The following is a 25,620-nucleotide window of genomic DNA, read 5'->3' as shown; positions in this document are numbered from 1 at the left end:
ACAGCCCGGACCGCTGTTGTTTGTGCCCTAAGGGAGCGGCGCGAGACGTGACCGATGCCGTGCGAGGAGGCCGCCCCGAAACCCCATCACCGTTGATTAGGAAATGGGCCAAGCCGCCCCTACGACCGCGGGGGTGAGCGAGGACTCCCTTTCAAACGCAGACCTGCTGACACGTAATGCAAAGGTTGCTATAACTCACCTGGTTGCGGTTTTCGAGAGGGAAGCTGATGGCGCGTTGGATCGGCTTCGCACCAGTGCGACCCGCTTTTCAATCAGTCAGTCATCAAGAATTGGCAGGCCGTTGGGTCCGGCGGGTTGGAGTTCCGGTTGGCTGTTTCGTTGCTTCTCAACGCTGAGACTGCGATCTCTTCGGCTGCTTCTCTACGCCAATTGCGATCGACGACGACATGTTTGTCGCATACCGCATCATGATCTTGGCGATTGGCTCGATGCCTTGTTGGAGCACTCGCCCGTACGGTCCAGTGATGCCAAGACTGAAAATCACCTCTCCGTCACCGAGCATGAGCGGCACCCCCACAGCAGCTAGTCCCTCGTCGATCTCGCCCAAGCATGTCGCATAGCCGCGCTCGCGCACGAGAGCAAGCTCCTCGCGAACTTCCTTGGGATCGGTCTTTGTCTTGCTGGTGATCTGGGTCAGCGGCTGAGCAAACAGCAGCCCAAGCGTTTCTTCACTTTGATATGCAGCGATCGCCTTCGCAGTTGCCGCGGAATGCACATGCATTTCGCTGCCAGGCAACACATAACCACGCCACGGTGTATCCGGCGCCTCGGTCAGGATCGACCGGACTACACCGTTCTCTAATTTAGTCACATAGGCGGTCTCGCCCGTCTCCTGCACAAGACTGCGTAGATCCGTGCGCACCAGCGAGTCGAGCCAGCCGTCCTCAGCTGTCGCAAAGATCAGACGGCGCATGCGTCCGCCGAGCTTGTAGCTTGTAGCACCGCCTTTGCGCATTTCAACGAGCCGACTTTCGAGCATTGATTTGAGCAGTCGATGTCCAGTGGGTTTCGGCAATCTGAGCATCGCGGCGATCTCAGAGAGCGAAAGGCCGTTAGGGAACCCAGCCAGTAGTTCAAGGATACGTACGTAGCGCTCCAGCGGAGGTGCATCTTCCAGCCCTGCCATATCGATCCTTGTGGTTATTGGCGCAAACAGGGGCTTACGTAGCTTGACAAGACTAAATCGGCTACACCAGATAACTCATAAATCGAAACTATATTTCGAAAATCAAAACTTTGCAAGCGGTTTTGTGTCAGTCTTTGGAGCCCGACGTGATCAGAGTTTTTCAATGCGCTTTTCCGACACCACTGGCTTGCGCGCTAGTTGTCGCCACTACGTTGAGTGCTTCAGTGGATGCACTCTGGCAACAGATCCCCGTCGGCGTGACGGCGCCGATGACCGGGTCTTTGTCGTTGACCGGCAAGGGCTATGTCGATGCGCTCAAGCTTGCCGAAGAGGACATCAACGCCGGCGGGGGCATAAAGGGCCGCAAGGTGAGTCTAAATTTTCAAGATGCGCAAGCCTCTAACGGCACAGCGATCAACGCGTTTATTAAAGTCGTGCAAGAAGCTAGGCCGGACTTCCTATTCTTGACGAGCTACAGCACGCAGAACGTCGCGGTGAGTTCGGAAGTAATCAAAGCACAGCGCCCGGCGATGTACGCGGGCGGCGCTGACATCGTCGCTGAACAGAAAAACCCGTGGATGTTTCGCATCCGTCCAAGCGACGGTTTAACAGCTCAGGCGATGGCGCGCTACGCGCACGAACAGTTGCATTCAACGAAACCAGGCATCCTGTACATCCAGAACGACTTTGGCCAAGGCGGTGCAAAAGCGGCAGAGAAAACCTTCGCGAATGTAGGCGTGAAGGTAGTCGGCACCGAGGCGTACGGACAGAACGACAAAGATATGTCGACGCAGATCCTGTCGCTTAAAAATAAGGGCGCTGACTCGATTCTGATGATCGTGTACCCACAGGACGCGCACTGCTACTGCATCAGATGAAGGCGCTTGGCATAAAACAACCGGTGGTCTCGTCGTCGGCAGCGTTCGTCCCGGCGGCAATGCAGCTGATTTCCGAGAATGATCTACAAGGCGTGTACGGCGTTGTTGACGCGGTGCTGGGGTCGCGGCCAAACGCGCAGGTATTCCTAAAGCGCTTCAAATCGACATATGGCGTCGATGCCGATCCGTACGCCGCCGCGTATTACGACCGCGATGATTATGGCGCAAGCAATGCGCGAAGTCGGCACCGATCCGACGAGAGTTCGCGACTATCTGCGCACTCTGAAGGATTTCAAGGGCATCGCGCACACGTATTCGTTCGATGCGGCAGGCAACGGCGCACACGACGTTTCCGTCGTTAAATTCACGCCGGGTACGAAGGACATGCAGTTGATCCAGCAGATCAACGCGCAATGACGCCCTGTCAACCCTTGAAATTGCGCCCGGAAAGCCAAGAACATGCAACAGCTCCTGCAACTCATAGTGAACGGGGTCGCGCTCGGCAGCGTGTATGCGCTCGCGGCACTCGGCTTCGTGATCGTCTATTCGGCGACTGGTGTCGTGAACTTTGCCGCGGGACAGTTCGTCATGCTCGGCACGTTCCTCGGCGTCGCGGCAATCGTTCAGGCTGGTATTCCGATTGGGCTCGGCTCTCTTGCCGCGGCTATCGGTATGGCGGTGTTTGGGGTGCTCTTTTTCTCTGGCGTGCATCTTCCATTAAAAAAGAGGCCGATCGTCTGAGTCATTATCGGTACGGTGGCGGCCGGTATCGTGATGCAGAACGCGGCGTTGCTGGTGTGGGGACCATGGCCGGTACGTCTACCGTCCCCGTTCGGCGAAAGTTCTTTGTCCTTGGGCGGCGCAGCTATCAGCGTTCATGCGCTTGCCACGATCGTCATAACCGCGATCTTAATTGCTGGGCTTTATGCGCTGATGTATCGCACGAGCATCGGTCGTTCGATGCGCGCGATTGCGCAGGACAGCGAGGCAGCACGCCTAATAGGTCTACCGGTCACACTGACACTGATTGTCACGTGGGTGCTCGCGGCCGTCTGCGCGGCCTTCGCGGGATTGCTTGTCGGTCCGATGTGGTTTGCCGACGTCAATATGGGCCAGCCGGTCGCGCTCAAAGCGTTTGCGGCAACTGTGATTGGCGGATTCGGCAGCGTGCAGGGTGCCATTCTCGGCGGTGTATTTGTCGGGCTTGTTGAGATTCTCGGCGCTTCGTATCTGACATCGACCTACAAAGACCTACTTGCGTTTGGTGTGATGATCGCATTCCTGCTGCTGCGCCCGCAGGGCATATTCGGTGAAAGGATCGGAGATCGCGGATGAATGGATTGCGAAAACTTTCGGCGGTGCAGATCGGGGGCGTGCTCTCTTTCGTGGTTGCGCTGGCGCTGTCGGCGTTCTGCTCTGACTACCTGGTGCGCCTACTTTGCATGGCTTCGATCGCAGCGATTGGTGTGCTCGGGCTCAACCTAGTGTTTGGCTACGCGGATCTCATCTCGCTCGGTCAGGCGGCTTTCGTTGGAATCGGTGCTTACGTCGTAGCGATTTTAACGACCAAAGCGGCTTGGAGCCCGTGGGTTGCAAGCCTTGTTGGCGTGATCGTGTGCGGTGGGTTCGCGTACGCGGTAGGCATCGTGCTACTGCGGCTCAAAGGTCACTATCTCGCTCTCGCGACGCTCGGCCTAAACGTGAGCTTCGGCATCGTCGTTTCCAACCTGACCAAACTTACTGGCGGCTCCGATGGTATTGCTGGGATTCCGTCGCCGTCGCTTAGAACATTCGTCTTTGACAGCGACGCGAGGCTTTACCTGCTTTCGACGATTGTATTGGCGGTGCTGTGCCTCGTAACCCGAAGGATCCGCCTGAGCCATCTTGGCCGCAGCATGATTGCTGTGAACGACGACGAGATGGCCGCAGCCATGAGCGGCATCGCAATCACCCGCGCGAAGGCTGCCGCTTTTGCAATCGGCGGCGCCTTTGCGGGTGTCTCTGGCTGCCTGTTCGCGATGCACAACCGCTTCGTCTCGCCTGACGACTTCTCGTACGTGCAGTCGATTCTGTATTTGTCGATGCTCGTGGTTGGCGGTGCGGGATCAATCATCGGCGCAGTGATAGGCGCGGTCGGTGTAACGCTGTTGCCCGAAATGCTACGCGGTACCGGTAACGCTTATCTGCTTATCTTCGGACTACTCGTACTGGTCGTGTTGCCGGACGGACTCGTGAGTCTCGCTCGTTTAACGATTTTTGGGCGTCCGCGCGTGCCACAGCTCGATCCGATTGCGGAGGAGAAGTGATGCCGATACTCGAAGCGCGTGGGCTGAGCGTTACTTTTGGCGGATTGAAGGCACTTGCTGACGTGAATCTTTCGATCGATGCGGGCGAGCTGTTGGCGGTCATCGGACCGAACGGCGCAGGGAAAAGCACGCTGCTCAATGCGCTCACCGGTCTTTATAAGGCAAGCGCCGGTAGGGTTTTCTTTGACGGCCATGACATCACCGGTAACCGCCCAGATGTCATTGTACGCGGCGGCATCGGTCGCATATTCCAAAACGGCAAATTGTTTCGTCGCCTCAGCGTGCTGGAAAACGTAATGCTCGGCGCGGCGATCGCGCCCGTGCCGGCCAAAGAGACTTCGCGCCCACGAACGGAATCAGCCTACCGGGAAGCAGCGATTCTGATGCTCGAGCGCTTTGGCTTGGCACCGTTGGCGATGCGCAGCGTTGACTCGCTGTCGTACGGCAATCGCCGGTTAATTGAAATGGCGAAGGTGCTGGCCGGCCATCCGCGGCTGCTGCTGCTCGACGAACCGGCAGCAGGGCTGAACCTCGGCGAAGTTGAAGCGTTGATGACGCGTCTGAGGCAGTCGCGCGCCGATCACGGGCTCACCATCGTACTCATCGAACACAACGTGGGCATGGTGATGCGGCTAGCCGAACGCATTGTGGTGCTGAACTTCGGGCAAAAACTCGCCGAGGGCACGCCGACCGAGATCCAGCGCGATCCACGCGTGTTGGAGGCGTATTTGGGAACTGGATACGAACATGTTGAAGTGCAGTCAGATTAAGGTCGCCTACGGCGACATCACCGCCCTGCGAGGTGTCGACATTGAGGTGCGCGAAGGCGAGGCAATCGCGTTGATCGGGGCCAACGGGGCAGGCAAGACCACGCTTCTACGCGCCATCTCCGGACTAATTGCCCTGAGGGGTGGAGAGATCAACTATCAAGGTGCCGATCTCCGCAGTTGCACACCAGAGGCGCGTGTGCGGCTCGGTATCGCTCACGTGCCGGAGGGGCGCCGAATCTTCTCGGGTCTGACTGTGCTGGAAAACCTGCTGGTCGGCGCGACCGCCCGGCACTCGAGCAGGGCGGAACTTGCCGAGGACCTCGCCTGGGTGCACGATTTGTTTCTACGTCTGGCCGAGCGTCGCGCGCAACTTGGCTGGTCGCTGTCGGGCGGCGAGCAGCAAATGGTCGCCATCGGCCGCGCGCTAATGTCGCGGCCGCGCCTCCTTCTGCTCGACGAGCCGTCGCTCGGTCTGGCGCCTCGTCTGGCCGAGGACGTCTACGCGCGCATCGGCGCAATAAATCGTAAGGGTTTGAGCATGGTGATTGTCGAACAGAACACGGTGCTCGCGCTGAAGGTTGCCGCCCGTGCCTATGCGCTCGAAAACGGCAGCGTGGCGATCGCCGGTTCGTCGATGGAACTGGCGAGCAATCCACGCATCCGCGAGGCGTATCTCGGCAAATAGCCGCGCGAAGGAAGTTGCATTTCCTCAGTCACACCGCAGCGATCATGTGCGCGCAGGGTCGATGGGTAGTCACGCGCGTGAACGGTTCATTTCGACAGCCGCCGCATGGCAGGCGCTATCTTGGAGTAACGGTAATGACGACTACGGTCGGAATCGATGTAGGCGGCACTTTCACCGATCTCGTGCTGATCGACGACAACACGGGCGAGGTGAGACTCGCCAAAGTCCCGAGCACCCTCGATAATCAGGCGCGGGGCGTGTTGCAGGCGCTGGGTCAGACCGGAGTCGCGCTGAGCGAGATCAGCAGCATCGTGCACGGGACGACGACTACGACTAATGCCGTACTCGAACGTAAGTTGGCCAAAGTCGGCTTGATAACCACGCGCGGCTTCCGCGACGTGCTCGAACTCGGCCGCCGCACACGCCCGACGGCATATGGACTGCGCGGGAATTTCGTGCCGCTGATTGCGCGCAATCTGCGCATCGAAGTCGACGAACGCTGCGATGCGCAGGGCAATATCGTGACGCCGCTCGACGAAGGGCAGTTTATCGATGCGATGATGCGACTCTCGCGACAAGGCGCAGAATCACTTCTTATTCACTTTCTGCATGCTTATGCGAATCCATCTCACGAGCAGCGCGCGCTCGAACTAGCCGCCGAACACTGGCCAAACAAGTATGTGACCGCCGGGCATCGGATCACCGCGGAGTTCCGCGAATACGAGCGTGGTACGGCGGGCGCGGTCAACGCTTCGGTGCAGCCGATCTTGGATCGCTATGTGCGGCGCTTGCAGGATGAACTGCAACATGCAGGTTTTGGAACGGACCTGTTGGTGATGCAGGGCAACGGCGGCACCGTTCCCGCGCGTGCGGTCAGCCAGACAGCCGTCAATACGGTGATGTCCGGCCCCGCCTCGGGCGTGATGGCGGCAGCGCATGTTTCACGTGTCTGTGGCTTTCCAAATCTAATCACCTACGACATGGGCGGCACGTCTTCGGACGTCGCCTTAATAGAAGACGGAGTTCCGAAGGTGTCGAGCGAGCTAGAACTTGAATATGCGATGCCGATTCACGTGCCAATGGTTGATGTGCATACGGTGGGCGCGGGCGGCGGTTCAATCGCGCGTGTCAATGCCGGCGGTATTCTCAAAGTTGGGCCGGAAAGTGCCGGCTCTATGCCGGGTCCGATCTGTTATGGACGCGGCGGTACATCGCCGACTATTACCGATGCGAATCTGATCCTCGGACGTATGAACCCGGACAGTTTGCTGAGCGTCGTGAACCGCGTGTCGATGGAATTTGTCGCTGAATGCATTCGTAAGGAAATCGCTGATCCGCTCGGCCTCGACGTTCACGGAGCGGCGGCGGCAATTCTGCGCGTGGGCAACCAGAACATGGCAAATGCGATGCGCCTCGTGAGCCTCGCGCGCGGATACGATCCGCGCGACTTTGCGTTGTTCGGCTTTGGCGGAGCGGGTCCGCTGCATGCCACCGCTCTTGCGCGCGAACTTGGAATTCCCACCGTGCTAATTCCGGTGCGCCCCGGCTTAACAAATGCGCTTGGCTGTCTGGTTGCCGATCTGCGTCACGATCTTGTGCAATCGTTCAACAAGCCGCTGAGCGCAATCGATGATGCTGATCTCGCCGCCAGCCTCGAACAGCAAACCGCGGAAGGCCACCGACGCATCGAGACCAGTGGCATCGCGGTAACAGAGATCGAACTGCGCCATACAGCTGAAATGCAGTTTCAAGGGCAGAGCCATCTGCTTGTCGTCGATATTCCGCGCGAACAAGCAACTCGCGCGGCATTAGCGGCCGCGTTCGAAAAAACCTAGTGGCAGCGATTCAAGGTGAGCCTTTCCGAGCTACGCCCGGTCTTGGTGACACTCAACACCAGCATCATCGCCAAGCGGCACGTTCCCGATCTCGGCACGCTCACTCAGTCAGAACCGAGTAGGTCAGTTGCTGATGCGCGCATCGACACGCGCCGTGTGTGGTTCGAGCAAGATGGCTGGCAAGTCACGCCGATATACCGGCGTGAGCGTCTTCCGGCGGGAGCGTTCAGCGGACCAGCAATTGTTGAACAACTCGACTCGACGACCGTACTCGAACCTGGCAACACCGCGACTCTCGATTCCGCAGGCAACCTCATCGTGCATCTCACGTAATGACAAGTGACAAGGAAATTCCTATGACGACCATCGATCCAGTCACCCTTAGCGTCATTCAAAATGGTCTGCAACAGGTCTGTAATGAAATGGACCTTGCGTTTTGCCGCGCTGCGTTCTCCCCGGTCATCTCCGAATCACAGGACCGGTCGAATGGCATATACGACAGATCTACTGGGCGCTTGATTGCCCAAGGCGATTTTGGTCTGCCGATCTTCGTCGGCACAATGCAATTCTCGACTCATGAAGTCATTAAACGCGCGAAGGATCTGTCTGAAGGCGACATATTTGTGATCAACGACCCGTATATGGGTGGCACGCATCTGATGGATGTCCGCTTTACGATGCCGTTTTTCTATCGCGGCGAACTGTTCGCGTGGCTAGCGAATACGGGGCATTGGCCCGATATCGGCGGCATGGTGCCGGGCGGGTTTTCCGCCCATGCAACCGAGATCGAGCAGGAAGGGGCGCGTCTGCCGCCCGTTAAGCTTTTCAAAAAGGGGCGGCTCGATGAGGAACTGATGGCGATCATCATGTCCAACATCCGCATTTCCGAACAGCGTATCGGCGATATCAAGGCGCAGGCAGCGGCGCTGACGATCGGCGCAGAACGGCTCACGCAGATGCTGGACCGCTACGGTCGCGACACGATTGAAACAGCGATCGCCGCGCTAAACGACCGTTCCGAAGCGCAGATGCGCGACTGCATCCGCCAGATACCGGACGGCATTTATCATGGTCGCTCACATTTGGATTCAGACGGCGTCGTCGACGAACCACTGTTAATCGACCTTATGGTCACCAAAAAGAACGATTCGCTTACGTTCGACATGTCGAACTCGAGTGCCCCATGTCAAGGGCCGATGAATAGCGTACTCGCGACGACCAAGGCGTCTGTGTATCTGGCGATGAAACACCTTTTTTCCGAGGTGCCTATCAACGCGGGCACGTTCGTGCCGATTGAGGTGCTTGATCCGGTCGGGACATTCCTTGACGCCAAGTATCCGCGACCGGTTTCCGGTTGCGCTGCAGAGGTAAGCCAGCGCATCGCGGAAGCGGTGTTTCATGCACTTGTCGATGCGCTGCCAGAGCTGCTTTTCGCGGCGCCCGCAGGCACAACCGCGAATCTTGCCATTGGCGGACACGACACCGAGCGCAACCGTTCGTACGTGATGTATGCAATCTCAGGTGGCGGTTACGGTGGCTATTTCGAAGGTGACGGGCTGACCAACGGCTGCTCGACGATCGGTATTTCGAAGTCGCAACCTGTCGAAATCCTAGAGCAAAACTATCCAATTCTTTTTGAGCAATATGCTATTCATGAGGGCTCAGGCGGTGCAGGCGCTTCCCGCGGCGGCATGGGTATCCACTTCCGCTTGCGATTGCTGCGTGGTACAGCAACGGCATCTATGGTGATGGATCACGGTAAGTTAGAGCCACCAGGGGCGCTCGGCGGCAAGGATGGCGGGAAGACGCGCATCGTAATCTATCGCGATGGTGAGTCGTATGAGCCGGCGCACGTTAGCAAGGATCAGGGGATCGTGCTGAAAGCGGGCGATATCGTCGAAGTTTTCACGCCGGGTGGGGGGGGCGGTGACCCGCGTGAGCGGCCGCGGGAACTTGTGAATGCGGACATCGCACTTGGTTATTACACGCAACATCTCGCCGAAGAATTGTTCGGCGCGTAGACGCCGCCAAGATCGTTCTCCATCGCGTTCTGCAACATCCACGCACTGAGCAGTCTTTCTGCGCGCATTGGGCGCGCTACCAATCCAGACTGGGTGAATCTGCTGAGTAAATCATGCAGGCAAGAGAGTTGGGAGCCGCGTCCGGTCCAACGCGCGCGTGAAAGGATGTGGGATACGAACGGTGTACTACATACCGCTGCAATCATTCTCACCTTCAAGATAAGCGGCTGGGCGCATCGCCGCCCATCGCGAGTCAATTTTAGGAAGAGGCGCACATCTCTCTGATGGCTTCTTCGTTCAGCATCGATAGGGTTGTTTCCGCTAACACTGCCTGACTGAACAGGAAACCTTGACCTTGCTTACACCCTAACGCGACGAGAGCTTCTTCCTCCAAAGGTTGTTCGATGCCCTCGGCGGTCACTGCAAGACCTAAGCCGGTTCCTAGCCCAATCATTGCCGCGACGATCTCGGCGCACTCTTTTTCCCGCATGGTGTGGATGAAGCTTCTATCGATCTTGATGCTATCAACCTTGAAATTTCGCAGATGATAAAGGCTGGAGTAGCCGGTACCGAAGTCGTCGAGTGCAATGCGTACGCCCGCGCTTCGAAGCGCCCCAAGCACGGTTCTGGCGAGCTCAAGATCGCGAACCATCGCACTTTCAGTGATCTCGATCTCAAGCCGAGACGGTTTGAGACCGGTTTCCGCCAGTATTTCGAGTATCGTGTGCGCCCGCCTTTCATTATGAAGCTCTGCTGGCGATAGATTGAAAGCCAAAGTGATTGCTTCGGGCCACTTCACCGCAGCATCACACGCCTCGCGCAGCAGCTGATCAGTGAGTTCGCCGATCAGCCCCAAATCTTCAGCAATCGCGATAAACCGCTCGGGCGGGACGTCCCCAAAAGACTCATGATGCCAACGAGCAAGTGCCTCGAAACCGATAATTTTGTTGGTCTGCAAGCTCACTAGCGGCTGGAAGTAGGGTTTGATCGAGTGCGTTGCGATTGCACGCCTGAATTCCCGCTCCATTCGATCGCGTTCGTGTATCTGGTTGTCCATGGCATCATCAAAGAAACGGATAGTGCCTTTTTTCATTCCCTTTGCCTTGTAGAGAGCCAAATCTGCACGTCTCAAAGCTTCATCGGGAGTGCATCCTTCGAACGGGAGCAAGCACACGCCTATCCCGGCGCTCAAGGAATGCTCGGCGCCGCCCACCATCAACGGCTTTTCAATGCTTTGGAGGAGGCGTAGCGCGAGTCCCGCCGCCTTCTCACTATTAGGCATTTGCGTGGCAACGAACGCAAATTCATCACCGCCTAGCCGGGCAACGAGATCATCGTCACGCATGGCAGCGAGAAGCCGCTGAGCTATTATTATCAAGGCTTCGTCACCGGCGGCGTGACCGAAGACGTCGTTGATCCTCTTGAATCCGTTCAGATCTAGCAAAAGCACGGCATGAGTTGCGCCTGCCGAAGGCGGTGATCGGACGACGGTGGAGAGTTTGTTGAGCAGACTGCGGCGATTCGGGAGTGCGGTCAACGCATCTTGAAAGGCCATTTCTCGAAGAGCCTCCTGCGCCTTCGTCCGAGCGGCTATCTCTCGCTTGAGAGCTCGCATCCGCCGCCACGAAAAAAACAACATCCCAACGCACAGCACTATTCCGAGCAGTGGTACCTCGCTGGCCTCGATCGTGTTGGGAGCCAGGACACTGCCAGGTGGCGTAAAAACCTGCACTTGCAACAACGTGTAGGCTGCCACGAGTACGCTGATTAAGATCAAGATGCTGTCTTGGAGCGCAAGCTTGTGGCGCATGATAAATTCTTTGTTTCGAAGAGCTTTTGGAGAAGCCATAAGGAGTTTTCGTCTTGCTCAGCAAAACGGATAACGTTGAGCAGAATGCATACCGACGTTTACGGCAGCGAGCCGAAAAATTGAATGCCTGCTGCGTTCCGAATTTGCGAACAGCGAAGGCGAAACGAAAGAACAGCAGGATTCGAAGAGGGCGCCCAGCGCTAAGCCAAACTTTAGGTCACACTAGCGTTTCGCCCGTAACAAAATCATCCACTATGTCTTTCAAAGCTACTACCAATTCAATTCGGATCGCTGTGCTCGACGACTATCAAGACGTCGCATTCAAGCTTGCAGACTGGGCACCGCTTGAGGGGCGCTACACAATCACAGTCTTCAATGATCATATTTCGGAACGTAGCGCTTTAGTCAAGCGTCTTGAGCCCTTTGAGGTCATCTGCGTCATGCGCGAGCGCACACCGCTGCCACGGGACATCATCGAACATTTGCCGAATCTCAAGTTGATTGTGTCAACGGGTCCAGCGAATGCATCCATCGATCTCGACGCAGCCAAGGAAGGTGGCATAGAGGTCAAGCACACAGGTTACGCGTCGACGCCCACTATTGAATTCACATGGGCGCTCATTCTGGCAACAATGCGTAACATTCCTCTGGAAAATCGTTCGTTACAAAGCGGTGGATGGCAGGTAGGACTTGGCTCTGAGCTCTCCGGAAAAACGCTTGGACTGTTGGGGTTAGGTCATATTGGTTCGGCTGTCGCGGCGATTGGTCGCGCTTTTCAAATGAACGTGATCGCGTGGAGTCAGAACCTGACGGAGAGTCGAGCGCAAGAAAAAGGCGTGCAGCGGGTTGATAAGGAAACGCTTTTTCGCACTGCGGACATCGTGTCGATTCACCTTCGATTATCGGATCGAACGAAACACCTGGTAGGCGCGCCGGAGTTCGCGCTTATGAAACAGACGGCGAGGCTTGTGAATACATCGCGCGGGCCAATTGTTGATCGGGATGCGTTGATCGATGCACTTACGTCAGAACGGATTACAGGCGCCGCCCTGGATGTGTACGACGTGGAACCGCTAGCCGCCGAGGATCCATTGCGCTCGCTGCCGAATTTGCTTGCGACTCCGCATATCGGTTACGTTACGGAAGAGCTGTATCGCACGTTCTATGCGGATACCGTGCGCAACATCGTCGAATGGATCAAGGCACGCAACGCATAGCTATATGCTTTGTGTCCTGTAAGCTCAGAATCCGGGCCGTCTGCAACCCACGGCGTAGACGGCCGGGTTAAAACAAATCTGTGCGTCAACCAAGCTTTTAAACGGGGGTTGTCGATCCAGTTGATCCCTCCGTTCGGTTGGCTTTTGTTGTCGGTCCCGCAACCACACGCTGACACGGCGGCATTTACCGGACGCCATGCTTTGCAACCCTCGAGCTCAGAAACGCCGTTTCGACGAGAGCCGCCATGCCCAGCTTGCCACCATCTGATGCTCGGTCCGCGCAAATTAATCGCTTGACGGTACAAGCTGCGATGTGTCGGTAGCCATGCTTTAAAACGTAAGCAAGACGAACTAGCGCATCATCGCAACATCGCCAATGGCTTCGTCCGCGGCGCAAATGATAAGCTTGATGTCCATGTCGGTCATGGGCGTACATAGTGCCATTAGTCCATAGCCCAAAAAAAACACCGCGATTTAGTAGGCCAAGGCTGAATCGACTTAAGCACTCGCATCGTCAGGCAGCGCAAAGCGCTGCGGTAGTCGACGACCTTGCGCGGCGTGAAATAAATCTTCAGAAGGGAGCCCAACCCTACAGCCGTTCCCTCGACGCCGCGCTTCTCAAAGGAGGCGTTGTCCCCAACACGTATCCGGTCCCCAATGACATTGAATGATTCGCTGGTGAGCAACTGGAGCGCAGCGATGTCAGCAAGCTTAGAAATCGGGTTTTCCGAAAATGTGACCCTGCAATAATGCAGGCTTGCCTTGCGCCGGGTCAAAGACTTCCATTACGTCGCGTCTTCCGCCGATAGCTACGACGGGAAACCGCTGCTGATCACCTTTCCGAATGTGATCAGGTTCGCCTCAATATCCCATAGCGGCTGTGCTACTCCATAACTGAGACGAAATGAGATGACCTCGTCAACAATGAGTACTGCACCGACTTTTCTTGTTTCCTCCCGTAACGCACGAATATAGTCCTTGGTCGCTGGCACTAGCTCCGCTCGATTCGGCATTCGATCGACGGTTGTAACTGGGGCGGTTAGCGGTGTCGGCGCGGAGACCGCGTTGCGGCTACATCGAAAAGGATTCGCGGTGATGCTGTTGGACCTCAACCATGTTATGGCCGGAGAAATGGCGCGGCGTCTAGACCCGCGTGGCGAATCGGCCCGTGCTTGCGCAGTCGATGTTCGAGACCGGCGCACGGTCGCAACCGCCGTGGCGCAAATTGAAGACGTCTACGGCCGAATCGACGCGCTCATCAACAACGCCGGCTCACCACAGACGAATCTTCCCTTCGAAGCCGTCGAACTGGAGGAGTGGCAGCGCATCTTTGATGTCAACGTTGCAGGAATTGTTAACCTCAGTGCTGCTGTCTCTCCGGGGATGCGCATTCGCGGTGCCGGGCGGATCGTCAATGTTACATCGGTGTCTGGCCTGCGCGCACGCCCCGGTATGAGCGCTTACTGCGCAGCCAAGGCTGCGGCGAATTCTTTAACGCATACCCTTGCATTGGAGTTGGCGTCGGACGGAATTCTGGTCAACGCGATTGCTCCTGGCTCGCTGGCTACGCCGATGTTCGGAAAATTCCTGCGCCCAAATGAGAGCTGGGACGAAGCGATGGCACGCTATCTTCCGCAGATTCCTCTTAACCGCCTTGGTCAGCCCGGCGAGATTGCCGATGCTGTGGTTTGGGTCGCCGCCGATGTGCCCCAATTTATGACCGGACAGGTGATCACTATCGACGGAGGTCGTTGCCTCGCCTGAAGTCGGTTCAGACAGTTGGATAGACTTCGACCGCCACATCTCGCGGGCAAAGAATACTTAGACGCCTTGTGCCGCGGCAGACCGAAGAAGGGCAGCACATGCTCGTTATGGACATTGCAGCCAAGCATGCGCACCGAAAACTGCTGGCGCGGGGGTGCCCACGCAGGAGCGAGAGGGCAGCATCGAACAGTTATTGCGTCCGTTTGATGCACAGAACCGGTCGAGGGCCAGATAGATATGTGATCCCGGGGACGCTGCTACTTTCAACCAATGGCTACCTTCTCATGTGTGACGAAGTTCAGTTGCCGCCCAATGAACGTTTCGCCCTGCGCGCGTAGCGTCTTTGTCTCTGGAGCCGAGTTATAGACTTGGAAGGCTGCTTCATCTGCGAAGTAAAGCTCGGCAAAGCCGTCCATCTCGATATCAAATGCTGGCATACCTGGACGTTTGCTCACAGAGTCGACTACAGTAAGGACGTAGCGGTTGATTCCTGGACAGGAGCGTGATAGTTCCACATGGTCAATAAGCCACGCCTTCAGAAATTGCTCCCGGCTAACTCCTTCTTTTCGCGCCAGAAGAGTAACGAACTTTAGTTGTGGAACCCTTCCCTTAATTTCGTCATCAGCAAACGCTTGACCGGGAAGCGCCATGCTACTCGCGCCAGTTGCGAGCCCCGCGAGACTGACCGCCGCTCCTTGCAATGCGATGCGTCGACCGATATCCATGCCTGATGTATCCATGATTGGTTCTCTATCATTTGAGAAGCGCCGATATCCGTCGACACGAAACTCAACACGCCTAACGCGAATGTCCCACTCAGGAAGCCCCCTACGTGTACCGATGGATTGGTCCTGTCTCCCTAGATATGTAACAGTATCAATTAAAAAAGTAATTTGGAATCATAGTATTTACCCTATAGCGCCGCGAGGATCGCGTCAGACGTACGAGGTGCGACGGATAAGTAATTGACGATCTAGCATATACATGGTCTGATAGCTCAATTTCCCGGAGACTCAAAGAACGGGAGCTATTGTGAAGAACGGTAGCGCTCTCGGACATCGAGGCTCCGTCCTAGCCGGACGGGTGGGGCAATAGGCTGGTGTGTTGCTAAAGGACTCTGGAAGGTCGCTCAGCGCTAGTTAATTTTCTACGCGTGCAGCGCTTTGCGAAGCATCTGGAGGCTGGTCGGTCTAGCGATGCCTGCAGTCGACTGGAAGTTGCGCGGCGTGTGCGCCGACCGCGTCGATGTACAACATCATGTGTAAGGGCGAGCGGGACAAATACCTTGAGTTCGCTTCGGATGGAATGTCCACACTGACTTCGCCCTTTCCAATCGCGTCTACCACGCTTCAAAGATCGGCTCGGGACACCGGGTCTGATTGGATATCGAGGCATTGCCCATCCTGCGAGGAGCAGTTTGGCAGCGCCCTAGCGTCTCACCGTCGCTCGTTTTAACTTGAAGGAGTGAACTATGGCAATAATGACGTTCATTAATAGAGTGAATATTGGGTTCGGCGCGATTAGCGACTTACGTGCAGAATGCGCAAGCCTGAACATTCGTCGCCCGTTGGTGGTCACCGATAACGGTATCCGTCTAGCCGCAATACTGAGCAAGATCGAGAATTTGCTCACCGGAATCGACTATCTTGTTTTCGACAAAACGCCTCCAAATCCGACTGAGGATGCGGTGCTCGAAGGGGCTCGAGTGTTCAATGACGGACGATGTGATGGACTGATCGCTCTTGGAGGTGGCTCACCACTAGATTGCGCTAAGGGCATCGCAATCGCAGCAACCCACGACGGCCCATTCAGTGATTATGCCTTCATCAATGGGGGCACCGCACGCATATCGAACAGAACTCCCCCAATAGTGGCTATTCCAACGACGAGCGGTACTGGAAGCGAAGTCGGCAGAGGGGCGGTATTCATTTTGAATGACCACCGAAAGCTTACGTTTCGTTCGGACTATATCTTACCGCGCGTTGCAATCTGCGACCCGGAGTTGACGTTCGGGTTACCGCGGGCGTTGACTGCTGCCACCGGAATGGACGCTATTGCACACTGCATTGAGACATTCCTGTCGAGCGCTTTTAATCCGCCGGCGGATGCCATTGCTTTGGACGGGCTACGTCGCGGGTGGTCCAACATTGAACTGGCAGCGGAGGAGGGAACAAATCGCGATGCGCGTCTAGAAATGATGCTCTGTGCAATCGAAGGAGCACTCGCGTTTCCAAAAGGGGTGGGCTGCGTGCACAGTATTAGCCACAGTCTAGGAGGCGTCGATCATCGATTGCATCATGGGACACTGAATGCGGTGCTGCTGCCAGCGGTACTTCGGTTCAATAGCCGAGCCTCTTCTGTCGTTCGGGACAGAAAGATGGATCGGCTCGCGGAAGTCATGGGACTTCCGCCGGATGTGACAGTCTCTTCAGCCATCGCGAATCTGAATCGTCGACTCGGGCTGCCGCCGGGTCTAAGTGCAATGGGATTTTCGGTGGAACATATGGAACAGGCGGTGGAGGGGGCTCTGAAGGATGCGTGCCATTTTACAAACCCGCGAGAAGCGTCGGCGGACGACTATAGGGAGATGCTCGGCGAGTCTTTATGACGACAGGCCGCGCCGGTGGTGAGTCTTCCGGCGCGCCAAGTGACTCTTATCATTGAATCTCGAGGGGCTCTCGAGCGGTCTCCTTGAGGCCGACCGAGACAAACAACGATATCAGCGATACGGAAATCAGAATCCAGGAGGGTGACGCGGGATTGCCTGTGTTGATGATGAGCCACGTCGCAATGTATGGTGTCGTTCCGCCGGCAATGACTGCTGCAATGTTGATTCCTAGGCTAATTCCAGTTGTCCGAACCGATGTCGGAAACCGCTCACAATAGGTTGCCATTATCACGGACATGTATGCAGCTTCAAAGATTCCCAACGCAATCTGAGCCGCAATCGCTGCGAAAGCGGAGAGGTTCATCGCAAGGAACAAGGGATATGTCAATGCGACGTTTGCGACAGTAACGCCAATGAGTAACGGCTTTCTGCCGATCCGATCGCCGAGTATGCCGAGGGGATAAATGGCTGCTGCGGCGACGATCATTGCGACAGTCGACGACCAGTTGGCCATCCGTGCCGACATGATGCCTTGCTTTTCAAAGTAGGTTACAAGGTACGTGAAGACGAGGTAGTAAGCCGCCATATTGGTTATCCCAAGACAGGCGATGCTGGCAACGCCTCGGGAATGACCCTTTAGCACCGACAAGAGCGGCGCTTTGCTAAGTTTTCCGGATTGCGACAATCTGGCGAAGTCGCTGCTTTCTTGGATACGGTTGCGGACTAGCAGGGCTATTACGCCGAGGGGCAGTGATAGTAGGAATGGAATCCGCCATCCCCAAGCGAGCAGTTGTTGTTGAGACAGAAGGGTGTGGAGCAAAGCCACGGTTGCGGCACCTGTCAAGGTGCCGACCAAGACGCTTACCTGTGTCGTGCTTGTGAGCGCACCGCGCCGTGCATCGGGCGCTACTTCCGCCACATACGCGGCGGCACCGCCCATTTCTCCGCCGGCTGAGAATCCTTGTATGAAACGGAGGATACACAACAGAAACGGTGCAGCGGCTCCGATTGTGGAATGAGTAGGAAGGAGTCCAATCAGCGAGGTTGCTCCGATCATCCCGACGACGGATATCATCAAGGAGGGCCGCCTTCCGTAGCGATCTGCGACCGCGCCAAGTACGATGCCTCCCAGAGGACGAACGACGAAGGCAACGCCAAAGACAGCGAAGGTGTAAAGCAGAGCCGCGGCGCCGCTTGCAGGGAAAAAAAGCGTTGCCAAGGTCGTCGCAAGGAAGGCATAAATCGTGTAGTCGAAGTATTCGACAAGCGTACCGAGTGCGCCTGCCCAAACGGCGCGTCGGATGGGCGTAGAGGTCTCCGGCGTGAGTGTCGAAGTGGCCGGGCTGGCATTTGTTATCACGGCCATGTTAGTGCTCCGTCTCGAGAAAAATAGGTAAGCAAATTTTGCTCGACCCAATCAAACGACTATTGCGAATCATTGCGATGTCTCCATTTTTCAACCGATGAAAGGCGTTGTGCTCCTCCAAACATAGTTTTTCTGTCGCTGTTGGTAGGAGCTCTTGCTGATAGAAGAGTTTTCGTCACCTCGCAATTGTTGACGTGTAGAATTTTGGCTCGCGCTCTACACCGATTCTCGTGACGGAGCGCGGCAAGAACCGTAAAGATCTCACGAGTTTTTCGGAATGTGCGGAATCTGATAACCTCGTGACATATGCCCAGTTGTGCAAAGGCATGTTTGCACCTTAGCCTGTGAGCCGTGCAACTGCGTCGCGATATTCAGCGACGAGGCGTGACACGACTTCTGCTGCGCCGGGGAGATCGTGTATCAATCCCGCTGATTGACCTAGCTCGACCTTACCTCGCTTGGTATCGCCGTCGAGCGCAGCATGCCTGAGCGTGCTGCTTTTGAAGAGCTCTGCGTAGACAGTATTGTCTGGTTCGTGTTTATCCGCGTGCAAGATGTCAATTGCAAACTGATTCTTTGTCATGCGCACCGGAAGGTTGCGAATGCCGACCAACACTGTTTGATCAATCTCGGTTTCCAGGACTGCCTGCTTGTAGTTCTCGTGTACGCCGGCTTCTCGGGTGGCAATGAAACGGGTGCCGAGCTGGACCGCATCCGCTCCCAGCGCAATGAGTGCCGCGATGCCAAATCCGTCGGCCACGCCGCCGCCCGCGACGATCGGTACAGTGAACTCCTGGGCGGCTCGGCGGACGGCGATCAAGGTGCTGACGCCATTTGCGGGTGGATGACCACCAGCCTCTGCGCCAACGATGACCAGCGCATCGACGCCGGCGGATGCAGCCTTGCGTGCATGTTCCAGTGTTGAGACAACATGAATCCATCGAATCCCGATACGCTGAAACCGGTCGAGATGTGCCTTCGGCCCACCTTGCGATGCGAACACAACCGGAATGCGTTCCTCCGCTATCACATCCAGGAATAGCTCCGCATCTGGACGATTCAACGGGAGATTCACGCCGAAAGCGGCTCCATTCGTGGCCTCTCTGACCTCCCGAACCGTCTTGCGAAAGGCGTCGACATACATTGGGCCTGCGGCGATCACGCCGAGCCCTCCAGCATTACTAACGGCGGCAGGTAGTGCCGAGTTGGAGGACGCCCAACTCATCCCGGCCTGAATGATGGGGTAGCGGATGCTCAGCATGCGGGTGAGGCGGGTCGGAATCACGGCGTGGTCCTTTTGAGCGTCTCAGTCAGCGCGGTTTAATAGGCGTGCCGGGATGCCGATGACTAACGTCACTCCACCCACGAGAACTAGGCACCCAGCGAACTGAATGCCGAGAGTCAAACTTCCCGACACGGATTTTATGTAACCAATGATGCTCGGTCCTACGAGTCCACCCAGCGATCCGATACTGCTTACCAAGGCTATGCCCGCCGCAGCAGTCGTTGGATTAAGGTAGGTCGGCGGAATGGTCCAGAAGACAGAAAGACTGGCCAGATGGCCGGAAGTAGCTATGGCAAGCAGCAGCACTGAAAGCATCAGATCATCCCGCGCGAACGGCAGCGCCATCAAACTTCCCGCCGCGCACACCAGAGGTAGTGCGGCGTGCCAGCGGCGCTCGCTTCTACGGTCCGAACGACGACTGACAATATTCATTATCACAATGCCAGCGATTGGCGGAATCGCAGCGAGCATGCCCACCTGAAAGGGGTCATGTACGCCAGTCGACTGGATCACCATCGGTGCAAAGAACGCGATCGTACTAGCTAGGACATATGCGCAGAATGACACGAGCCCAGCAATGTACACGCGCCAATCACGCAGCGCGGTAAGCGCGCCGCAGTGGCCGAGCGATGCACGCTGACGGCGTTCGGCGGAAAGCGCAGCTACGAGACTCGCCTTTTCATCAGCAGTCAACCATCCGGCAGCTTCGGGCCTGTCCTCAAGCCAGAAGTAAACGATAACTCCTAGAAGGATTGCAGGAACGCCCTCAAGCAAAAACATCCACTGCCACCCCGTGAGGCCGTGGAATTGGTGAAAGCGTTGTATGATCCAGCCTGAAAGCGGCGCACCGATCATTGTCGCAACGGGAATTGCGATGAATGACAACGCTGTCACGCGCGCACGCCTTTCCGCCGGGAACCAGTAGCTTAAGTACAAAATAATGCCGGGGAAAAAGCCCGCCTCGGCTACGCCGAGTAGCATTCGTGCGATGTAGAACTCCCATGGCGTCCGCACGAACATCGTTGCGGCCGAGACGGTGCCCCAGAGCACCATGATGCGAAAAAGGGTGAGACGAGCGCCCATCCTCGCGAGAAGCAAGTTGCTAGGGACTTCAAACAGTAGAAAGCCGACAAAGAAAAGTCCCGCACCTACGCCATACACAAGATCACTAAAATGCAGATCCGCCTTGAACTGAATCTGGGCAATCCCAATGTTCGCTCGGTCAATGTAGTTAATGATGTAGCAGGCGAAGAGCAGCGGCAATATGCGACGGCTGATCTTGCGATACGTCGATTCACGGACGCCTTCTTCCACGCTTTTCATGCCGACGGCGTCGGTCGCGTACGTCGTCATAGTCTCCTCCTTCCTGATAGCTTTTGCCTGCGTCAACGTTCGAGGCGCCAGCCGTGCCTCCATCCGCTACGCGAGGTTGAATTCGCGAATCGCGTAGTCGCGCAGTTTATTTTTTTGAACCTTGGAGCTGCCGGTCATGCCGATGTCGTCGAACGACTGAAGTACACGCAGATAACGCGGCACTTTGAAGTTCGCGCAGCGCCCTTTGCACCATGCGGTCAGTTCTTCGCTAGTCGCGTCAGCATCGGCGCGCAAGACGACGAACGCTGCGGCCACTTCACCAAGACGCGGATCGGGCACCCCGACGACTTGCGCGAGCTGCACAGCAGGGTGGGCGAAAAGTGTTTCCTCCACCTCGGCAGGCGCTACGTTCTCGCCACCGACCCGAAACACGTCCTTCAGGCGGCCGAGCATGCGCATGCGGCCGTCGGCGTCGATCACCCCGAGGTCTCCGGTGCGCAGCCAGCCGTCTTCGCTAAAAGCTTTGGCAGTCTCCTGCGGCTTGTTGTAATACTCTTTCATCACGCTCCAGCCGCGGACCTGGATCTCTCCGGGCGCATTGGCCGGCTGTACCTCGCCTGTTTCTGTTGATACCGTCCGAATCTCAATGCCCGGATGCGGCGATGCCCAGCCCGCGACTCGCATCTCCAGCGGATCACGCCAATCGTTCAGTACGACATTTGGCGACGCCTCCGATTGTCCGTATGCCCCGACCATGTGCTTCACGCCCATAGCGTCGTGAATTTTCCTCATGATCTCGGGCCCAGCCGCTGCCCAGCCGCCGCGTAAATGAACGCGTTCCCTCTTGAACTCCGGGTGGCTCATCATCATCAGGAAGATGGTGTCGTTGCCAGACGTGAGCGTGCAGCGTTCCTCGTCTAGGATGCTCAGGACTTTCGGTACGTCGAAGGATGGCACCGAGAGCAGACATGCGCCCGCTACGAGCGACACGAGCAGCGACATGGTAGTGCCCGCCACATGGAAGAATGGTCGCACGCTGAAGTAACGGTCATCAGCTTTAATGCCCATGCGTTGCGCCACTGCCGCTGCGTTCATTAGCATATTGCGGTGCCTGAGAACAACGCCCTTCGGAAACGATGTCGTGCCCGATGTGTACTGAATTAACAAAGTGTCGTCCGGCGATACATCACTGGCGCGTGCCATGGCTGCGGCGCGGGTTTGCGCGTTGTCGGCAAACGATTCGAAACGCTTGACGCCTGCGGGCAACGCTCGTTGCGTTTCGCCGACGAGTACGGCGCGGCGGAGTAGCGGTAGCATGTCTCCGGGCAACTGCCCGTCTATAGCCGGCTCGACTTCGCGCAGCAGCTGCGAATAGTCGATATTCAGAAACCTGTCAACATAGAACAGCATGCGCACATCACCCTGCTTCAGGCAGTACTGCAATTCGTCGTGTTTGAAACGTGTGTTCACGGGCACTGTGACCGCGCCGATCGATGCCGCCGCATAAAACAGCACGACCCATTCAATCGAGTTGCCCATCAAGATGCCGACGTGGTCGCCATGCTGCACTCCCGCCGCAATCATTCGCGCAGCGGCGCTTTGCACCCGCTCGGCAAGCGCGCTGTAAAGGATGCGCTGGCTGTCGATGACCAGCGCCTCCGCATCTGGGGTCGCGGCAGTGCGAGCGGCAAGAAGCGCGGGTAGGGTGACCGGATGCGACAGGCCGAAAAGTTCCGCGTAGGTCAGATAGTCTTCAGTCATCAAGCGCTCCCGGTATCGCCGTCGTCGCTGCGTCGGCCGAACCCGGAGATGGACTGCTTCCAATCTGGGTTCTGCAGCACTGTGTCGATAGCGAGAATCTCAATAGCAAGCGCACCGTTAGGGTCTGTTTCCACTCCACGATCGATGCAATCCCGCGTCAGTTGCATAGCGAGTGGCGGCGCAGCAGCAATGTCTCGGGCCATCTGTCGAAGGGTGTTGACCGCCTCATTCGCGGGCACAATCCGGGAAACCAGTCCTGCCTGGACGGCTTCGTCGGCATTGAGGGTGCGGCCCGTGTATGCCATGTCTTTCGCGAGCCGCTTGCCGACTACACGGGGGAGACGCTGCGTCGCACCCACGGTCCCCCACAACGCTTCCGGTGTACGAAAGCTCGCCTTCTCCGTTCCAATGATGAAGTCACAGGCCATCGCGATTTCGCCGCCGGAGCCGACCGCTGGGCCTTCGACGAGTGCGATGCACGGCTTGCCAATTTTCTCGATAGCGTCGTAGGCTGCGAATGCCTTCAGTCGCCGCGCGCGCACATCGTCGGCGGTCATGCCTTTTCGCTCTTTCAGGTCTGCGCCCGCGCAAAATACTGGTCCGTTGGCTCGCACGATCACGCAGCGGATCGAGTCGTCAGTGCGCAGACGCACGGCAGTGGCGCGTAGCTCCTCACACATCGTCGCATTCAGCGCGTTGCGCTGCTCCGGACGATTAAGGATGATCTCGGCGACGCCGTCTAGGCGCTCGACAATCAGCGTTTGGTAATCGGTCATTCAGTTCCCCTTGATGCTAACTCGTGCAGCTCACACCGCGCCGTCGCGGCGCAATGCAGCAATGTGTTGTGCGTCGTAACCCAGACGCTCTCTCAATACCACGTCCGTATGCTCACCGAGCAAAGGCGGCCGAGCGACCTCAGGGTTGGCGAAACCATCGAATTTGAATGGAAGCGGCAAGGCGCCGAAGATACCGATGCTTGGATGCTCGAACTCGCTGACCATCCCGCGTGCATTCACATGCGCGTCCGCGAGCACTTCAGCGACATTCTTGACCGGTCCGGCAGGCACGCCTGCTGCGTCGCAGGCATCGCACAGCGCCTCACGTGTCCACGCCGAGATAGCGTGACCGAGTGCATCCATGACTCGGTCGCGGTGCTTGACGCGTCCTGCATTGGTCGCAAGCAGCGGATCGCTAGCAAGCCCATCCACGTTAAGCAATTTGCACAGCGGCAACCAGTGCTGATCGCTACACGTGATATGGACAAACGCGCCATCGCTGCATGCAAAAGTCGCGGACGGCACCCGTCCAGGATGCTCCGTGCCGAGACGCGGCGGCACTTCTCCTAGTGCGAAGTAGCGGCCAGCTGCCAGCGTGAGCAAGCTGACCTGGCCATCGAGCATCGAAAAGTCGATGTGACAGCCCTTGTTTGTCGTTGCCCGTCCTTGCAGCGCCGACAGCAGTCCAATCGCGATCCACATCCCTGACGTTAGGTCGGCAATCGGGAGGCCAGGTTTTACAGGGCCGCCGCCGCGCTCTCCCGTCAGGCTCATGAGCCCGCCCATAGCTTGGAACACTGTGTCATAGCCCTTGCGCTTTGAATACGGGCCCGTCTGACCAAAGCCGGTGCACGAGACGTAAATGAGTCGATCGTTTTCGGCCCGCACGGTCTTATGGTCGAGACCGTAACGGGCAAGCGTGCCGACCGGAAAATTCTCAATAAGGATATCGGCGTTTTGTGCGAGTTCGCGTACGATTCGTCGGCCCGCATCGCTCTTGAGATTGACCGTAACCGATTGCTTGCCGCGATTGCACGCAAAATAGTATGCGGACTCGTCGCCCACTTGTGGCTCAAAACTGCGAGTCTCGTCGCCCGTTCCTGGCTGCTCAATCTTTATCACTGTCGCGCCAAGTTCGGCCAGAATCATGTCCGCAAATGGACATGCAAGTACGCGCGCGAGCTCCAAGACAGTTACGCCAGTGAGGGGCTTGATTGGCACCGACGATGTTGCGCTCATTTTGCGGTTGAGCGTTCCTTGCGGAAGCTTCTCATCATGAGGTTGGTATCGAGAGACGCATCGAGAGCTTGTTGCAGGGGCAGGTCCGCAACACGATGGAACAAGCGCTTAGTTGCATTCATTGCTGGTGCGTCAAAGGAAGCAAGTCGTTCTGCAATGCCCACCGCAGTGTCAAGCATCTGATCGTCGGCGACGACGCGATTGGCTAAGCCAAGCGCGAGCAGACGCTGGGCGTCAGCCGCTTCTCCCAGAGACACGAGTTCAAACGCTGTCTTGCGTCCAACCTGGCGCACAAGGTTTGCCATCACGATTGCCGCCACGATGCCGTGCTTCAGCTCCGGATATCCGAGCTTTAGACTCTCACCGGCAACGAGCATGTCGCAAGCGAGTGCCAGACCTGCGCCTCCTCCCATCGCGTAGCCATGCGCCGCACCAACAATGGGCTTAGAAACCTGTGAAAACATGCGATGCAAATTAGTCGTTAGGTGCGCGCGATCGAGCGCCGCTTGGGCGGCGTTCGAGGGATCGACCTCGCCAGTTGCAACGAATCCGCTGAATTCCTTGACGTCTGCGCCCGCACAGAACGCCTTGCCAGCGCCTGTTAGAACGAGTGCCTTCACTGCAGGATCACGGTCCGCGGCTTGCAGTGCGACCAGCAATGCTTGCGTGAGCTCGTTATCGAGAGCGTTACGCTTCTCTGGGCGATTCATTGTTAGTATGCGCACTGCGGCGCGGTCTTCGATGCGAAGGCTACCGGTGGTGGTCATGATCAGTTAAGTCAATGCGATATTGAAAGAATAGGTGTGGTGTGTTGCAAAGTCAAATAAATATGCGAGTG

22 protein-coding genes and 1 pseudogene are annotated in these 25,620 nt (G+C 57.0%); 12 read left to right on the top strand and 11 right to left on the bottom strand.

The features are described from left to right. Nucleotides 1-346: 346 nt before the first annotated feature. Nucleotides 347-1,147 (bottom strand): IclR family transcriptional regulator, encoded by an 801-nt coding sequence (locus ACZCWR_RS25325; RefSeq protein ID WP_487305777.1) that lies wholly within the window; start codon nucleotides 1,145-1,147, stop codon nucleotides 347-349. Nucleotides 1,148-1,371: 224 nt separating this feature from the next. Here ACZCWR_RS25325 and ACZCWR_RS25320 point away from each other — a divergent pair, with 224 nt between their 5' ends. The 9 genes and pseudogenes from ACZCWR_RS25320 (at nucleotide 1,372) to ACZCWR_RS25280 (ending at nucleotide 9,642) form a co-directional block, all read left to right on the top strand. Further along, the gene (locus ACZCWR_RS25320) at nucleotides 1,372-2,025 is read left to right on the top strand and encodes an ABC transporter substrate-binding protein (RefSeq protein WP_487305776.1); all 654 of its coding nucleotides are present in this window, start codon (nucleotides 1,372-1,374) and stop codon (nucleotides 2,023-2,025) included. A gap of 177 nt (nucleotides 2,026-2,202) precedes the next feature. Next, on the top strand, nucleotides 2,203-2,442 hold the full coding sequence (locus ACZCWR_RS25315; RefSeq protein WP_487305775.1) for a hypothetical protein: 240 nt from the start codon (nucleotides 2,203-2,205) through the stop codon (nucleotides 2,440-2,442). A gap of 42 nt (nucleotides 2,443-2,484) precedes the next feature. Then, nucleotides 2,485-3,360: pseudogene (locus tag ACZCWR_RS25310) on the top strand (branched-chain amino acid ABC transporter permease). Beyond that, nucleotides 3,357-4,331 (top strand): branched-chain amino acid ABC transporter permease, encoded by a 975-nt coding sequence (locus ACZCWR_RS25305; RefSeq protein WP_487305774.1) that lies wholly within the window; start codon nucleotides 3,357-3,359, stop codon nucleotides 4,329-4,331. The pseudogene ACZCWR_RS25310 and the gene ACZCWR_RS25305 overlap by 4 nt, the downstream one beginning before the upstream one ends. Next, complete coding sequence (locus tag ACZCWR_RS25300) at nucleotides 4,331-5,101, top strand: ABC transporter ATP-binding protein (protein ID WP_487305773.1); 771 nt, start codon at nucleotides 4,331-4,333, stop codon at nucleotides 5,099-5,101. The genes ACZCWR_RS25305 and ACZCWR_RS25300 overlap by 1 nt, the downstream gene beginning before the upstream one ends. Continuing rightward, the gene (locus ACZCWR_RS25295; RefSeq protein ID WP_487305772.1) at nucleotides 5,079-5,786 is read left to right on the top strand and encodes an ABC transporter ATP-binding protein; all 708 of its coding nucleotides are present in this window, start codon (nucleotides 5,079-5,081) and stop codon (nucleotides 5,784-5,786) included. The genes ACZCWR_RS25300 and ACZCWR_RS25295 overlap by 23 nt, the downstream gene beginning before the upstream one ends. Nucleotides 5,787-5,863: 77 nt before the next feature. Then, nucleotides 5,864-7,621 carry a hydantoinase/oxoprolinase family protein gene (locus ACZCWR_RS25290; protein WP_488876520.1) on the top strand — a complete coding sequence of 586 codons (1,758 nt, stop codon included), beginning with the start codon at nucleotides 5,864-5,866 and terminating at the stop codon, nucleotides 7,619-7,621. A gap of 15 nt (nucleotides 7,622-7,636) precedes the next feature. Continuing rightward, complete coding sequence (locus ACZCWR_RS25285; RefSeq protein ID WP_488876519.1) at nucleotides 7,637-7,954, top strand: hypothetical protein; 318 nt, start codon at nucleotides 7,637-7,639, stop codon at nucleotides 7,952-7,954. Nucleotides 7,955-7,977: 23 nt separating this feature from the next. Continuing rightward, nucleotides 7,978-9,642, top strand: coding sequence for a hydantoinase B/oxoprolinase family protein (locus ACZCWR_RS25280; RefSeq protein ID WP_487305771.1), 1,665 nt, complete (start codon nucleotides 7,978-7,980; stop codon nucleotides 9,640-9,642). Between the two features lie 259 nt (nucleotides 9,643-9,901). Here ACZCWR_RS25280 and ACZCWR_RS25275 read toward each other — a convergent pair whose 3' ends face one another. After that, nucleotides 9,902-11,491, bottom strand: a complete 1,590-nt coding sequence (locus ACZCWR_RS25275; RefSeq protein WP_487305770.1) for a putative bifunctional diguanylate cyclase/phosphodiesterase — start codon at nucleotides 11,489-11,491, stop codon at nucleotides 9,902-9,904. A gap of 254 nt (nucleotides 11,492-11,745) precedes the next feature. On the opposite strand from ACZCWR_RS25275, the gene ACZCWR_RS25270 reads away from it, so the two are divergent. Next, entirely contained in the window at nucleotides 11,746-12,669 is a 924-nt protein-coding gene (locus ACZCWR_RS25270) for a D-2-hydroxyacid dehydrogenase family protein (protein ID WP_488876518.1), read from the top strand. A gap of 443 nt (nucleotides 12,670-13,112) precedes the next feature. Here the strand turns inward: ACZCWR_RS25270 and ACZCWR_RS25265 are convergent, their stop codons facing one another. Beyond that, a complete protein-coding gene (locus ACZCWR_RS25265) occupies nucleotides 13,113-13,445 on the bottom strand; it encodes a hypothetical protein (RefSeq protein WP_487305768.1) in 333 nt (110 codons plus the stop codon). A gap of 202 nt (nucleotides 13,446-13,647) precedes the next feature. Between ACZCWR_RS25265 and ACZCWR_RS25260 the strand changes: the two genes are divergently transcribed. Continuing rightward, the gene (locus ACZCWR_RS25260; protein ID WP_487305767.1) at nucleotides 13,648-14,433 is read left to right on the top strand and encodes an SDR family NAD(P)-dependent oxidoreductase; all 786 of its coding nucleotides are present in this window, start codon (nucleotides 13,648-13,650) and stop codon (nucleotides 14,431-14,433) included. Between the two features lie 263 nt (nucleotides 14,434-14,696). On the opposite strand, the gene ACZCWR_RS25255 is transcribed toward ACZCWR_RS25260, so the two are convergent. After that, complete coding sequence (locus ACZCWR_RS25255; protein ID WP_487305766.1) at nucleotides 14,697-15,173, bottom strand: EthD domain-containing protein; 477 nt, start codon at nucleotides 15,171-15,173, stop codon at nucleotides 14,697-14,699. A 731-nt stretch (nucleotides 15,174-15,904) separates the two neighbouring features. On the opposite strand from ACZCWR_RS25255, the gene ACZCWR_RS25250 reads away from it, so the two are divergent. Next, on the top strand, nucleotides 15,905-17,041 hold the full coding sequence (locus ACZCWR_RS25250; RefSeq protein ID WP_487305765.1) for an iron-containing alcohol dehydrogenase: 1,137 nt from the start codon (nucleotides 15,905-15,907) through the stop codon (nucleotides 17,039-17,041). A 49-nt stretch (nucleotides 17,042-17,090) separates the two neighbouring features. On the opposite strand, the gene ACZCWR_RS25245 is transcribed toward ACZCWR_RS25250, so the two are convergent. The 7 genes from ACZCWR_RS25245 to ACZCWR_RS25215 all read right to left on the bottom strand — a co-directional run bounded on the left by ACZCWR_RS25245 (nucleotide 17,091) and on the right by ACZCWR_RS25215 (nucleotide 25,549). Beyond that, a complete protein-coding gene (locus ACZCWR_RS25245) occupies nucleotides 17,091-18,407 on the bottom strand; it encodes an MFS transporter (protein WP_487305764.1) in 1,317 nt (438 codons plus the stop codon). A 337-nt stretch (nucleotides 18,408-18,744) separates the two neighbouring features. Continuing rightward, nucleotides 18,745-19,692, bottom strand: a complete 948-nt coding sequence (locus ACZCWR_RS25240) for an NAD(P)H-dependent flavin oxidoreductase (protein WP_487305763.1) — start codon at nucleotides 19,690-19,692, stop codon at nucleotides 18,745-18,747. Between the two features lie 21 nt (nucleotides 19,693-19,713). Next, nucleotides 19,714-21,045 (bottom strand): MFS transporter, encoded by a 1,332-nt coding sequence (locus tag ACZCWR_RS25235; protein ID WP_487305762.1) that lies wholly within the window; start codon nucleotides 21,043-21,045, stop codon nucleotides 19,714-19,716. A gap of 66 nt (nucleotides 21,046-21,111) precedes the next feature. Beyond that, nucleotides 21,112-22,767 (bottom strand): AMP-binding protein, encoded by a 1,656-nt coding sequence (locus ACZCWR_RS25230; RefSeq protein WP_487305761.1) that lies wholly within the window; start codon nucleotides 22,765-22,767, stop codon nucleotides 21,112-21,114. After that, the gene (locus ACZCWR_RS25225; protein WP_487305760.1) at nucleotides 22,767-23,543 is read right to left on the bottom strand and encodes an enoyl-CoA hydratase/isomerase family protein; all 777 of its coding nucleotides are present in this window, start codon (nucleotides 23,541-23,543) and stop codon (nucleotides 22,767-22,769) included. The genes ACZCWR_RS25230 and ACZCWR_RS25225 overlap by 1 nt, the downstream gene beginning before the upstream one ends. Before the next feature lie 30 nt (nucleotides 23,544-23,573). Beyond that, complete coding sequence (locus ACZCWR_RS25220; RefSeq protein WP_488876517.1) at nucleotides 23,574-24,692, bottom strand: CaiB/BaiF CoA transferase family protein; 1,119 nt, start codon at nucleotides 24,690-24,692, stop codon at nucleotides 23,574-23,576. A gap of 86 nt (nucleotides 24,693-24,778) precedes the next feature. Beyond that, complete coding sequence (locus tag ACZCWR_RS25215; RefSeq protein ID WP_487305759.1) at nucleotides 24,779-25,549, bottom strand: enoyl-CoA hydratase/isomerase family protein; 771 nt, start codon at nucleotides 25,547-25,549, stop codon at nucleotides 24,779-24,781. Nucleotides 25,550-25,620 lie beyond the last annotated feature (71 nt).

It is taken from the genome of Caballeronia sp. A2-2, assembly GCF_057612605.2.
This window is presented reverse-complemented; position numbering and strand designations above follow the sequence as displayed.